Annotated in this window: 13 protein-coding genes and 3 pseudogenes; 6 read left to right on the top strand and 10 right to left on the bottom strand. The window is 67.1% G+C overall.

Features of this window, described 5'->3' with window-relative positions; genetic code table 11:
- Positions 1 to 108 (bottom strand): annotated as a pseudogene (locus ACFVT1_RS35820) (IS5/IS1182 family transposase); the annotation flags it as partial.
- On the opposite strand from ACFVT1_RS35820, the gene ACFVT1_RS35815 reads away from it, so the two are divergent.
- Complete coding sequence (locus tag ACFVT1_RS35815) at positions 107 to 514, top strand: hypothetical protein (RefSeq protein WP_389803507.1); 408 nt, start codon at positions 107 to 109, stop codon at positions 512 to 514. The pseudogene ACFVT1_RS35820 and the gene ACFVT1_RS35815 overlap by 2 nt on opposite strands.
- Here ACFVT1_RS35815 and ACFVT1_RS35810 read toward each other — a convergent pair.
- A pseudogene (locus tag ACFVT1_RS35810) lies at positions 466 to 840 on the bottom strand (ElyC/SanA/YdcF family protein); the annotation flags it as partial. The gene ACFVT1_RS35815 and the pseudogene ACFVT1_RS35810 sit on opposite strands and share 49 nt — an antisense overlap.
- A 120-nt stretch (positions 841 to 960) precedes the next feature.
- A pseudogene (locus tag ACFVT1_RS35805) lies at positions 961 to 1152 on the bottom strand (ATP-binding protein); the annotation flags it as partial.
- Positions 1153 to 1192: 40 nt separating this feature from the next.
- Between ACFVT1_RS35805 and ACFVT1_RS35800 the strand changes: the two are divergent.
- Together ACFVT1_RS35800 and ACFVT1_RS35795 are read left to right on the top strand one after the other, a co-directional pair.
- On the top strand, positions 1193 to 1516 hold the full coding sequence (locus ACFVT1_RS35800) for a hypothetical protein (RefSeq protein WP_389803504.1): 324 nt from the start codon (positions 1193 to 1195) through the stop codon (positions 1514 to 1516).
- A 38-nt stretch (positions 1517 to 1554) separates the two neighbouring features.
- Positions 1555 to 2127: an aminotransferase class I/II-fold pyridoxal phosphate-dependent enzyme gene (locus ACFVT1_RS35795; RefSeq protein ID WP_389803501.1), complete on the top strand. Its 573-nt coding sequence runs from the start codon at positions 1555 to 1557 to the stop codon at positions 2125 to 2127.
- Positions 2128 to 2811: 684 nt separating this feature from the next.
- Here the strand turns inward: ACFVT1_RS35795 and ACFVT1_RS35790 are convergent.
- From ACFVT1_RS35790 to ACFVT1_RS35780, 3 genes are all read right to left on the bottom strand, one after another.
- The gene (locus ACFVT1_RS35790; RefSeq protein ID WP_389803498.1) at positions 2812 to 3888 is read right to left on the bottom strand and encodes a YncE family protein; all 1077 of its coding nucleotides are present in this window, start codon (positions 3886 to 3888) and stop codon (positions 2812 to 2814) included.
- Between the two features lie 492 nt (positions 3889 to 4380).
- On the bottom strand, positions 4381 to 5058 hold the full coding sequence (locus ACFVT1_RS35785) for a hypothetical protein (RefSeq protein ID WP_389803495.1): 678 nt from the start codon (positions 5056 to 5058) through the stop codon (positions 4381 to 4383).
- Entirely contained in the window at positions 5043 to 5540 is a 498-nt protein-coding gene (locus ACFVT1_RS35780; RefSeq protein ID WP_389803492.1) for a sigma-70 family RNA polymerase sigma factor, read from the bottom strand. Before ACFVT1_RS35780 ends, ACFVT1_RS35785 begins: the two co-directional genes overlap by 16 nt.
- A 567-nt stretch (positions 5541 to 6107) precedes the next feature.
- On the opposite strand from ACFVT1_RS35780, the gene ACFVT1_RS35775 reads away from it, so the two are divergent.
- Together ACFVT1_RS35775 and ACFVT1_RS35770 are read left to right on the top strand one after the other, a co-directional pair.
- On the top strand, positions 6108 to 7190 hold the full coding sequence (locus ACFVT1_RS35775) for an IS630 family transposase (RefSeq protein WP_389803525.1): 1083 nt from the start codon (positions 6108 to 6110) through the stop codon (positions 7188 to 7190).
- Positions 7191 to 7260: 70 nt separating this feature from the next.
- Complete coding sequence (locus tag ACFVT1_RS35770) at positions 7261 to 8841, top strand: IS1182 family transposase (protein WP_389803522.1); 1581 nt, start codon at positions 7261 to 7263, stop codon at positions 8839 to 8841.
- A gap of 59 nt (positions 8842 to 8900) precedes the next feature.
- On the opposite strand, the gene ACFVT1_RS35765 is transcribed toward ACFVT1_RS35770, so the two are convergent.
- From ACFVT1_RS35765 to ACFVT1_RS35750, 4 genes are all read right to left on the bottom strand, one after another.
- Positions 8901 to 9032: a hypothetical protein gene (locus ACFVT1_RS35765; RefSeq protein WP_389803490.1), complete on the bottom strand. Its 132-nt coding sequence runs from the start codon at positions 9030 to 9032 to the stop codon at positions 8901 to 8903.
- A gap of 40 nt (positions 9033 to 9072) precedes the next feature.
- Complete coding sequence (locus tag ACFVT1_RS35760; protein ID WP_389803487.1) at positions 9073 to 9603, bottom strand: hypothetical protein; 531 nt, start codon at positions 9601 to 9603, stop codon at positions 9073 to 9075.
- Positions 9600 to 9905: a hypothetical protein gene (locus ACFVT1_RS35755; protein ID WP_389803484.1), complete on the bottom strand. Its 306-nt coding sequence runs from the start codon at positions 9903 to 9905 to the stop codon at positions 9600 to 9602. The genes ACFVT1_RS35760 and ACFVT1_RS35755 overlap by 4 nt, the downstream gene beginning before the upstream one ends.
- Before the next feature lie 469 nt (positions 9906 to 10374).
- The gene (locus tag ACFVT1_RS35750; RefSeq protein WP_389803481.1) at positions 10375 to 10683 is read right to left on the bottom strand and encodes a hypothetical protein; all 309 of its coding nucleotides are present in this window, start codon (positions 10681 to 10683) and stop codon (positions 10375 to 10377) included.
- A 1248-nt stretch (positions 10684 to 11931) separates the two neighbouring features.
- Here ACFVT1_RS35750 and ACFVT1_RS35745 point away from each other — a divergent pair.
- Positions 11932 to 12066 carry a hypothetical protein gene (locus ACFVT1_RS35745; protein WP_389803478.1) on the top strand — a complete coding sequence of 45 codons (135 nt, stop codon included), beginning with the start codon at positions 11932 to 11934 and terminating at the stop codon, positions 12064 to 12066.
- Positions 12067 to 12320: the final 254 nt, after the last annotated feature.

Below are 12320 nucleotides of genomic sequence, written 5' to 3'. Positions count from 1 at the left end.
GTCCTGCGTCCCGCCGCCCTGCGGCCGCACCCTTGGCGGCGGGATCAACGGCTTCACGATCTCCCACAGCCCGTCCGGAACAATCCAACTCCACGTATCCCGCCCCATGAACAGCCCAACGAGCGATCACCACACAGGACACGGTCTAAAGACCCTGGCTGTCACGGCGGAGCGCGAGTTCCTGCGCTACAAGAAGGTGACGGCCGACGGCCGGAGGGCGGAGGTGGACCCCAGCGACCTCTACGACCTGCTCCATCTGGACCAGCGGGCTGACCGGGTCTTGCCCAACGGTTGGTGCATGCTGCCGCCCAAACAGGTCTGTTCCAAGGGAAATGCCTGTCTGACCTGCGACAAGTTCGTCACCGACGCCAGCCACCGCGACGAACTCCAGCACCAGCTCGAACGGTCCCAAGCACTGGTCGCCCGCCGCCAGGCGCAATTCACCGCCCGCCCGGCGAGGGCAGGTCAGGAGATGAGGCGGCTGGTGAAGCCGTCGTGGATGAGGGACTTGTAGGCGGCATGCACGTCCTCCGGGACGTCCTGGGCGATGGCGAAGCCCTGCTTGGGATACTCGATGACCCGCTGGAGGTCGCCGACGAGCATGTCCACCACGAGCTTGGCGTCGCCGATGCTCTTGACGTAGTCGTCCAGTTCCAGGGGCTCCGAGGCGCACACGATGTCGATGCCGGGCCACAGCTTGCGGGCGGTGGCGAAGGACCGGCGCTCCATGTAGGGCTTGGAGACCAGCATCACCGTTGCCGGGACGATGCCGGCCGCGGCCAGCAGGTCGCGGGTGAGGGTGATGTTCTGGCCGGTGTTCGCGGCGTTCGGCTCGACGAGGGAAACTTTGCGACCTTCACCAGTTCGACCAGCATCGTTCGATCATGCAGCATCCGAGTTCCGGCCGGAACCTGTGAAGTTTCGGCGGTGCCTGGCACAGGTTCGCCGGAACATGTGCGCTTTGCCGAAGGACTTGTTCGAGGTCAGGATGATGGAGCCCTTTTCGTAGCGCTTGGAGATGACCTGGAAGACCAGGTTCGCCTCGGCGCGTTCGAGGGGCTGGTAGCCGACTTCATCGACCACGAGAACGCTCGGCCGCAGGTAGGAGCCCAGTTTGCTGGTCAGACGCCCTGCTGCCTCGGCTGACGCCAGGAAGCTGGGCGACTGTCCGGAGTTCAAGGACGTGGAACTGATGGCGTCCTTCCTCATGGGGCACGACTTCTGGCCGTGGGAGAACTACGTCGAACTGTTCCGGCAATTCCGCACGCAGCTCCCCAATCTGAAGCACTTCCTGCTCTGCGACACCCACCGGAGCCCGGACGACGCGACGGCCGACCTCCCTCTCTTCACGATGGGATTCGAAACCGCGCACGCGCTGATGGGCCAGTACATTCCCACTCGACCGGAATGGGAATCGGTCTTCGAGGAGTCCGGCTGGAAGTGCGTACGGCAGCACGCCTACAGCACGCCGGCGAACACCGTTATTTTCCAGCTGGAGCGGGCCGGCGGTGCGTGAACGCATCCCCCGGCGGACGAGAAAAAGGAAGGAGAAGCATGACGGTGGCCGACGAGACTCCGCTCACCCTGCATCATCTGACGCTCAATGAGACGCCATACCCGCCCCTGGAAAGCGTGCAGAAAGCCATAGCCGACTGCATTCCCGAGGTACATCGCTATCCGCAGTTCTACGCCGACGACCTCATCCGGTCCGTCGCACAATGGTGCGACGTCCAGCCGGAGTCCGTGATCATCAGCAGCGGTTCGGTGGGGGTCGCCCTCCAGACGCTGCATGCGTTCACGAACGGCCCGGACGACGAGGTCGTCTACGGCTGGCGCGCCTTCGACGCCTACCCGATCACCACGGACATGGCCGGAGCGCGCCGCGTCGAGGTTCCACTCACCCCCGACGGCGGACAGGACCTGGAACGCCCTTCTGGGATGAATGGAACGCACAGAGGCCCATGCACCCGGCGCGGCGCGTACCTGCCCGGGGCACCGGACATCCGGACACGGACGTCGCGGCGCCGCCGCCTTCGGACGCCGGGGCATCAGGGCGCGGGGCGCCGGATGAACAGGGTCGCTGTCTCCGGAACCCATGAATCAGCACACCGCAAGGGCGGCTGGTGAAGAGCGGTGCCTCAGGCCACAGCAGAGTGACAGGTGACCGGTGTCCTGCCGCGGGCGCCGCGTTCGCCGCCATCCCGCGCTTCACACCGAGAGGTCGCGGAACGCGGTATGGCGCTCTCGGACACTCTGATTGTACTGACCATTTCTCTTCCCCCGTTGTCGTGAAGGCAGCCTTTTCCGGCGGCTCAACGGCCTGCCTGCGCCCAAAGCGTGACTACCAGTGACCCACAGTGCCCCTAATTCGGCCATCCGTGGTCTGTCGACAAATACGCCTGGGTTCCCTCCGCGCCCCACCGCGCGGGCCCCTGCCGGCCGGCCGGACCGCCGCGGCTTCGCCGTATCCGGCGCCGATCCAGCACAGTGCGGATGACCAGGGGCGACGACCCTGAGAACAGGCATTCTCCGAAGCAGCCGCACACCGATCTCCGCCGTCCGGGACGGGAAGCAGGCGGAGACCAACGATGACCTGCAACACAGCGCTTCCGGCGCCCGCCGGCAAGGCGGCGTCCCTCGGTTCCCTTGGATACCGGCTCCCGGACACCTTGGCGGATTTGGCCGACAACAGCGTTGCCGCAGCGGCTCGGACTGCCGGGACCAGCCTCACCCGGGCCGGGCGGGACCGCAGCGGACCGCCCTGACTGTCGCGCCGTGGCAGGCGGCCTCACGGCCGCCTGCCACTGAGGCTCAGCGCGTTCCGAGCGTCCGGGTCACCTTGAGGGCAGCCACGTCGACTTCGGCGACGGTCAGGTCCTCGTTGAGGACCCACGCGGTCTTCGAGTCGGCGCTGAAGCTGATGGCCTGACGGGGTCCCTTCAGGCCCTTCACCGTGCCGCGCACCTCGCCGTCGGCCGGGTTGACGGCGGTCAGCGAATTACCCTCCAGGTTCCCGGAGAAGAGGACCTTCCCGTCGGGAGAGAGCGCGGCACCGTAGGGCTTCTTCCCCACCGCGATCCGCTTCAGGGTCGCGCCGGACGCGGTGTCGACGACGGACACCGTGTCGGTCCCGCTGTTGGCCGCGTAGAGCCGGGTTCCGTCGCGGCTGATGGACAGTCCCCGGACTTCCTTGAACCCCTCGATCTGCCGCAGGGTCTTCCTGGTCTCGACGTCGACGACCGTGATCCGGTCGCCCTTGTAGTTGGTGACGTACAGCTTGTCCCCCGCGGGGGCGAGCTTGACCCCTTGACGTGGTTCGGCGAAGCCGGTGAGCACGGCATCCGCCCTGCTGCCGGCCTGGTCGACCACCGTGACCGTGCCCGCCGCTTCGTTGTTGGCGTACAGCCACCTGCCGTCCGTGGACTGTGCGGTGCCGAACACTCCGGCGCCGAGCGGGAGGCGCTTGACCACCTGGAAACTTCTCAGGGAGATCCGGTCCACGACGCCGAGGGTGCTGTCGGACACGGTGAAGGTCTTGCCGTCCGGGGCGAAGAGGATGTTGCGCGGGCTGACGTATCCGTTGATCTCCGTGATCTTCCGGCCCCGGCGCACATCGATGACGACGAGGTGGTCCGTTGTGGAATTGGTGACCACCGCGACGCGCTGGTCGGGGCTGACCGCCATGGTGTTGTTGCTGATGTGCGGGTCGAACGGCTTGGGGGCTCCGCCGAGGGTTCCGCTGTAGGCGCCGAACGCCGGTACCGCGGCGTGCCGCGCGGGGGCCGCGGCCGGGCTCTCGTCCGCCGAAGCCATCGCGGCCGGGATGGTCAGGACGGCAGCGGCAGTGGCGCCGGAAAGTACCCGACGAGTTACTTTGGCGTTTTTCACCTGGAATATCTCCTTGTTTCAGGGCACCCACCCGCTGTGGATGCCTGTACGGTCCTGCACGACGCGAGTCCCCGAACCTGTACGGACAAGGTCACCGGCGGCTTTCGCCGTACCGGTTCCCACCAGAGGCTTCGCCGAGGTGCGTGAACCCTTTTCCGGTCCGCGCCCGTGTGCGCGCGACATGACCGCGGCCGCATCCAGAGAGCGGCTCTGCTGCGTGCCGCTCGCGCTCTCCGCCGGCCCGGTGACTACTTTTCATGAGGGATACGCACCAGCAACGCATCGCGTTGAACGAAAGGCCGCCCGATCGTCGGGAGAGGCGGCGCCGGACCCACGGAACCTGTCCGCTCCCGGAAGGCCCCGCCGTCCGCACGTGGAGCGAACGGACCGGAGAACAGCGCGCGTTCACGGGGCTTCGCCGACCCGCCAGGCGGGAGGGGCGGGCAACGGCCGACGAGGACGCCGCCCCGTCGGCCGTTGCCCCCGCGGTTGTCAGCCCGAGGAGGAGCCCACGGGCAAGCGGCTCACCACGTGCCCGTTCTCATCCTCTGCGACCAGTTCGGTGATGGTGTCCTTCCGCATGGCGGTCACCATGCGGAAGGACACCCGCCCGCCGCTCTCGGCCCGTACCGTGCCGGCGGAGATGCGCACACCGCGGGCGTTGACGGTCATCACCTGGTAGGTCTCTCCCGCCGCCAGGCCCGACAGGGCCACCGGGACCTCGGTGCCCCCGGGGCGGTCCACCATCTTTCCCTGACGCTCCATCACCACCGGTGCCGCGTCGGCCGTGCGGCCCGCCCGGTCCGCCGCGCCGAGCGGGATGATCACCGCGACGGCCACGGCGGAGGCGACGACGACGCCCACCGCGGCCACCCGCCAGGGACGGAACCGGGCGGTCCCGGCGCCGGCCGCCTCCCGACGGATGCGGTGCCCGAGCCCCCACGAAGGGCGCGCCTGCGGTCCGGCACCCGGTGCGGGCTCCCAGCCCCCGTGCGGGTTCGCCCGCCGCAGTGTGCGGACCACGTCCTGGGTCTCGGATGCCTCACGTGTGCAGTCCGGACACTGGACCAGATGCCGGGCGAGCTCCTTCGGCAGCGGCCTCCCGAGCAGCAGAAGCTCGGTGAGGAGCGCGCGGTGGGGAAGACATTCCTTGTTCATGGCGCCAGCCACCCGTTCTCCTCCAGGACGAGCCGCAGCGACCGCACTCCGTAGTACAGGCGACTGCGCATGGTGGAAGCCGGAATTCCCAGCTCCTCCCCCAGTTCGGCGCAGGTACGGCCGCCGAGGTACACCCCCACCACCGCCTCTCTGTGCTGCGGGCTCAGCCGTTCCAGGGCCTCCCCGAGCTGTATCCGGTCAAGAAGCTGATCGATGTCGTCGGACGCCGGCGACGGTTCGGGCGCCACGTCCCACGGCGCAAGGCCGGGCCCCTCACAGACCTTGCGCCGCCGCATGGCGTCCACCACGAGGTTCCGGGCGATGGCGAACAACCAGGTCCGCAGACTGCCCTGCCCCGGGTCGAAGCCGCGTGGCGACCGCCAGGCGCGGAGGAAGGTCTCCTGCACCACGTCCTCGGCGAGCTGCCGGTCGTCCAGCGCCTTGAAGGCGAACCCGAAGAGTTCGCCGCCGTGGAGATCGTAGGCAGCCCCCACCTCTCGCTCCGTCCGGAATCTGACGGGCTCCGGGGCGGTCGTCGCCGTCCGTCCGCGAAGCCACCGCAGCGGGTTACCGCTTACAGCCACGGCTACTCGCATCCGTTCGGCGCCAGGCGTTCATGGTGCTTCCCCATCTCCCGAGACGATGTTCGCTACGGGATACGCGCGCCCCACCGCATGTGTTGAAACGACGGGAAGAAAAATCGCGGCCGCCCGGAAACTCCGCACCCGCTCCTGCCGTACCGGCCGCGATCGCCGGGCGGATCGCGGCGGCACCGGGGGCACCCCCGGCTCGCCGTCCCGCGCGATGCACCTGGGGGCCGGCCGGGCGGTGGAGCCCCTGTCCGACCCGGCTCACCAAAAGAACATATGCATGCCAAAAACGGCCGCATGCCCCGCCCCCGCCTTGGCGTGCGCACATGCGCGCACATGTGCGTACCGCATGCGCACCAAAAATGCCCCCTGAACCCGCGTTTCCATAGTTTAGAGGGCATTTATCTTGTGGCGCCTAGTGTTCTGAGTCGTGAATTCCGTGAAGATATGTAGGCTTGTTCTATGGCGCGGATGGGGCGGCCGAAGGCTGAGTTGACGTTGTCGGACGAGGAACGGGCCGCACTTGAGGGGTGGGTGCGGCGTCGTTCCACGCCGCAGGCGTGGGCACTGAGGTGTCGGATCGTCCTGGCTTGCGCTGAGGGTGCCTCGAACAAGGACGTGGCTGCTGAACTCGGCTCCACGCCACAGGCGGTGGGCCGCTGGCGGGCCCGGTTCGTGCAGTACCGGATTGCCGGTCTGGGTGACATGCCGCGTCCGGGTGGCCCCAGGACGGTGACGGACGAGCAGGTTGCCGCGGTGGTCACCAGGACACTGGAATCCACTCCGAAGAACGCAACACACTGGTCGACACGGTCGATGGCCAAGGAGATGGGCCTGTCGCAGTCGTCAGTGTCACGGATCTGGCGGGCGTTCGGACTGCAGCCACACCGCTCGGAGACCTTCAAGCTGTCGACCGATCCGTACTTCATCGACAAGGTCCACGATGTTGTCGGCCTCTACCTGGACCCGCCCGAACGGGCATTGGTGTTCTGCGTGGATGAGAAGTCGCAGATCCAGGCCCTGGACCGGTCCCAGCCCGTGCTGCCGATGATGCCCGGGGTTCCCGAGCGGGCCACCCACGACTACGTCCGCGCCGGCACCACCACACTGTTCGCCGCACTCGAGGTCGCCACCGGCAAAGCCATCGGCTCCCTGCACCGCCGACACCGGGCCGAGGAGTTCAAGAAGTTCCTGACCAAGCTCGACAAGGAAGTGCCTGCCTGCCTGGATGTCCATCTGATCTGCGACAACTATGCCACTCACAAGACACCCGCCATCAAGAAGTGGCTGCTCTCCCACCCCCGGTTACACCTGCACTTCACCCCGACCGGCTCATCCTGGCTGAACCTCGTTGAGCGATGGTTCGCCGAGCTGACCAACAAGCAGATACGGCGAGGCGTCCACAGATCCGTCCAGGCCCTGGAGAAGGACATCCGCAACTGGATCGCTGCCTGGAACACCGACCCGAACCCCTACGTCTGGACGAAGTCCGCCGACGAAATCCTCGAACGCCTCGCCAGCTATCTAAACAGAATTCACGACTCAGAACACTAGAAAACTCATGAAGATCTTGGGGTTCTGGCCCTGCCGCGTGAGCGGCGGGGCCAGACTCGTTTTCGTGGTGATGGGGGAATGGGCCGGGGAGACGGTCGGGCCGGATGTGTGGGAGACCTGCCGGGAGTTGATCCCGGCCGGGAGTGTGTTCGCGTTCCTGGCCGAGCATCGCGGTGCGCTGTTCCCGGTGGAGATGTTCGAAGACATGTACCCGTCGGCGAACGGGCGGCCCAGCATGCCGCCGCAGATCCTTGCCGCCGCGATCACGCTGCAGGCCCTGCACGGGCTGTCGGACTTCGAGACGGTCCAGGAACTGCGGTGTGACCTGCGGTGGAAGGCCGCGTGCGGGCTGGGCCTGAACGATATGGCGTTCGATCCGTCACTGCTGGCCTACTTCCGCCGCCGACTGGCCCGCTCCACCCGGCCGAACCGGGTGTTCGAGGCCGTGCGGGAGGTCGTCAAGGCCACCGGGACACTCAAGGGCAAGCACCGGCGGGTGTTGGACTCCACCGTGCTCGACGACGCGGTCGCCACCCAGGACACCGTCACCCAGCTCATCGCCGCCGTCCGCGCGGTCATCCGGGAGGTTCCAGGAGCTGACCAGGTGGCAGCCGCGCAGTGCACCGCGCACGACTACAGCGATCCGGGCAAACCAAGGATCGCCTGGAACGACGAGCAGGCCCGCGCCGCACTCGTTGATGCACTGGTCGGTGACGCGCTCACGTTCCTGGGGCATCTGCCCGAGCAGGAGCTGGGCGCGAAGGCGGCGAACGCGGTCGGCCTGCTGGCCCTGGTCGCCGGCCAGGACGTGGAGCCGGCCGAGGACTCCGATGGCGGTAACGGGTGTTGGCGCATCACCCAGGGCACCGCCTACGACCGGATGATCTCCACCGTCGATCCGGAATCCCGACACGTGCACAAGACCCGCTCCCACCGGCAGGACGGCTTCAAAGCACACCTCGCCGTCGAGCCCGAGACCGGCCTATACACCGCCGTCGCCCTCACGCCTGGCGCCGGGCCCGAGCACCATGAAGCAGCCGTCGGCCTCGATCTGCTTGCTGACGAGCACGAGCCGGTGGACGCGTTCGGCGACACCGCCTACTCCACCGGCGACGCCCGCCAGGCCCTCGAAGAGGCAGGTCACCGGCTGTTCTTCAAGCCCGCCCCGCTGCGGCCCGCAGTCCCCGGCGGCTTCACTCTGGACGACTTCGTCATCGACACCGCCGCTGCCACCGTGACCTGCCCCGCTGGACACACCGTCCCCCTCTCCGACCCCGGCGGACAGCACCACCAGCGCACCGCCTCCTTCAAGAGCCTGTGCGTCGACTGTGCCCTGCGTGAGCGGTGCACCAAGGCCAAGGCCGGCCGCATTCTGACCATCCGCCCCCACCACGACCTCCAGGCATCGGCCCGTCACCGGGCTGCCACCGACCTCGACCGGCAAACCGACTACCGCCGCTGGAGACCACCGGTCGAACGCGCCGTCGCATGGCTCGTCCACCACGGCAACCGCAAACTCCGCTACCGCGGCACCATCAAGAACGACACCTGGCTCCACACCCGAGCCGCCGCACTCAACCTCCGCCGACTGCTCAACCTCGGACTTACCCGCGCAGGCAGCACCTGGACTATCAGCGCTGCCACCGCATAGACCGAGGGGCCACCCGGCCTGCGACCGGACAGCCCCTCAACAAGATCTTCATGAGTCTTCTAGGCGGCAAGGACGTCGTGCAGTTCGCGCACCGCGGTCTCCTCGCGGTGATGGGCCGGAATCGAGTAGTAGAGGTCCAGTGCGCGGCGGTGCACGAGTCCGGTGCGGTAGGCATCCGGGAGGGCGGCCATGATCGCGACCGCACGCTGACACTCCTGTTCGGTATCGCCGTCATGGTGGAAGCATGTGGCGGCGTCGATGGCGAGCAGGGAGCAACGAGCGAGTCATGGTGCTGGTCGGTTTGGACAGTTCCAGCGCCCGCTGCTGGTTTTCGTGGGCACGTGGGGTGTCGCCGGGTGCGGTGAGCGCGTGGGACAGGTGCACGTGGTGTTTCTGCTCGCCGTGGGTCAGCCAGGTGTCGGCGCGTGCGCCGGCATCGAGCCATTCCATGAGCATGTCGGCGGCCGTGAGCGCCTCGCGGGCACGATCTGGCTGGTGAGACAGGGCGTAGGCGCGGCCGACGACAGCGGCGGCCAGAGTTGCGGCGGCTGTCGGCCGGTTCCCGGCGGCCTGCCGGGCCTGCTCTGCAAGGTGCGGGGCGGCCCGCGGGGCGCCGTAGTTGATCGGCACCATCGCTTCGCGGGCCAGGACCCACGCGTGCAGTTGTCGGTCGCCGGACTCCCTGGCGGCCATGGAGGCGGTGGCGAACCATTTCCGGGCCTCCTTCCGGGCGCCGAGGTCGAGCAGCACGATCGCGATCATCCCTGACATCTGCCCGGCAGCGCGGCACACCCGGATGCGTGTGGCGACTGACCGCGGGCTGTCGAGGAGGGGCGGAGGCTGACGAAGTCGCTCGCGAGATCAGTCAGAACCCGGGTCGGGGGCTGGCCGTGGTAGCCGTAGCCGTACACCTCGGCGGCCGTCTCCAGGTCGGACAGATCGGCCGGGGAGGTGTCGGCGGTGAGGGCGAGGTCCACCGGCTGGCGGGATTCGGTGAGGGCGGTGAGCGCCGTTGTGGTGAGGCCGGCTGCAAGGGCGCCGCGCAGCATCTGGCGGCGGTTCATTGGGTCGTCTCCATCCTAGGACTCCGGGTGTGGTCTCGGGGAGCTGTGCTCCCAGGGTCGCGCAGCAAGTCCCAGAAGGGCACCCGGAATCCGAAGCTCGTCCGCGACACGCTCGATTGCGTCCAGCGTGGTCACCGTCGCCTCGCCGCGCGCGAGGGAGACGACCACGACACCGACCGCGATCAGGGAGAGGACGTGTCGCCGCCGCTTGGTGTCACGGTGTGCGAGAGCGCGATCTACCGCCATGCCGAGCGCCGTCGTCGCCGCCGGTACCACGCCGCCACGGCCCGTCCCGGATTGCCCATGATGTCTCCCGCTCACGAGCTGTTACGCAGGAGACGCTACGGGCGGGGACGGACCGCGGCGGTCATGCCAGGGGGCCAACCAGCCCCTGAATACCCGGGTATGACACCCCTACGGGCTACCGCCCGCTTCTTTGGGCGGTGGGCCTCCAGCCCCGCGCCCGGGGTCAGTTGTTGTTGTTGACCTTGGTGTAAGCGGTGCTGTAGCCGGTGGGGCAGTAGAGGGTGTCGGAGCCGTCGCCCGTGTACCAGCGGCCATTGACGGTCACCTGGGCGCCGTAAACGCTGTTGCTGTTGCAGACCAGGACGAGTTGCCAGCTATTCTTGGGGAGGGTGGTCTGGCAGCTGACGGAGCCCCAGTTGCTGCCCTGGGACGTGAAACAGAAGGAGGTTGCCGAGGCGGAGGGGGCGGTCATCACTCCGGCGGCCACGAAGAGGGCGGCTCCGGTGCCGAGGACTGCGATGCGACGACGCATGACGTGCTCCTGTCGATGGTGTGAAGAGGGCGTGCGCCAGCATGTCGAAGATGTGAACGCCTGTACATACACGTGTCACATTTGACTGAGACCGATCAATCGGTTCCGGTTGTGGAGAAGCGGCTGCCGTGACCGCCGGATGCCGCTTTCACCACGCACGCCGGTCACGCGCATGCCCGTCACGCACGCCTGTCACCGAGGTTGAACTCGACCCTGATCTTCCCGAGGTCGTAAGCACCGGCTGGCATGAACCCCCACCACGCCGTTCTCCACAATCACGCGGATGAGCCGCCGACTGGCCCGGCCACGAGCCGACGGCCGGCACTGAACGCCCCCGACGCCTCCTGGAGCAACCACCCGCGCTCGGCCAGGCGCTTGGCCTGGAGGTTGGCGACCTCGGGAGGGCACAGGGAACGCAGGGCGAAACTACTGACTGAAACGGCCTGGAAGATTTATCTCTTCGCCCTCGGTGATGTCGAGCACACACCCTCGGATCTCGCGCTGCTCGATCCCGGGGCGGGAGCATGCTCAGCCACAGCCAGAGCGCTTTGTCTGCTGATCGTTCTGATGAGGACCTGGGCATAGTGCCGGGGTTGGTCTTGCCCTCGAGATTGAGGCAGATGCCGTTCTTCACCTGCCTGCGAGCAGGCGAAGCATCAACCATCAGCTGATTTGCTAACGCGCATGCACTTGAATTGCGGGCATGCTTTGGCGGGATGAAAGGGGGATTGCTGGTGGCGACGCGGCTTCGCGGGGCAAATATGCGAGACGTGCGTCACATACTCCCAGCTCAGCGGGTGTCTCGTGCAATTGCGCGACGACCGCGACAGTTGAATTCTCTGCGAAACATGAGCGAGCTTGACAGATTTTGATCAATCTTCGAGAGAGGGCCCGCGCTGCGGGTATGCGGAGCACCTGAATTTGCCTTCGCGCAGTGCATGGCTGTTTGCGCAACGAAGTGGAACGAAGTGGAACGAAGTGGAACGAAGGGCAACCGAGAGTGATGACAGGATAGCGTTCCGTGATGCGAGCGGGGCCCCTGAGGCGTCCAAGCAACGAAGGGCCCCCTCGTGTGAATGGATCAAGCACGCCCTCGAATGAAAGCTGAGGATCGTCCATGCCCGACCGAATCAATGCTGCGGAACGCTTCCGTCCTGCAACTGGCTACGACGCTACATTCCTGTTCGCGGTGTAGGTGAAACCCGATACGTAAGTGCCTGGGATGTCACCTTCCAGGCTGGGCTGTTCGTGAGCCTCGTGATCCTGCCGTTGATGCTGATCACCGGGGTGTGGGAGGCACCGGCAAGCGCAGCGATCGTGTGGATCGCCATCCGGGCCGTTCGCCGTTCCTCCTTCCGCTACCAGCGCCTTCGCCACTTCTGATCGCACTGTGTCCTGTCGGCCCGCCGCATATCGGCGGGCCGACAGGCTCGGTGTCATATCAGGTCAACCGTTCGCGTCCGAAGCGCCCAATTCCTCTTCGCTTCACGGGAAGCAGGTGCTGCGTCGCAGGAGAAAAAGTGGGCACGCGGGAGTGGTCGAAGTGACGCAGGAGTGTGAGGAGTTCGGGCTGTGCCGAGTATGTGCGAGGCACTTCCCGCAGAATGACGGGCGTGGACGGCGCAGGGACTACTGCA

The organism is Streptomyces sp. NPDC057963, from assembly GCF_042887155.1.
GTDB lineage: Bacteria > Actinomycetota > Actinomycetes > Streptomycetales > Streptomycetaceae > Streptomyces.
The sequence above is the reverse complement of the archived record's forward strand: the minus strand, read 5'-3'. Positions and strand labels throughout refer to the sequence as shown.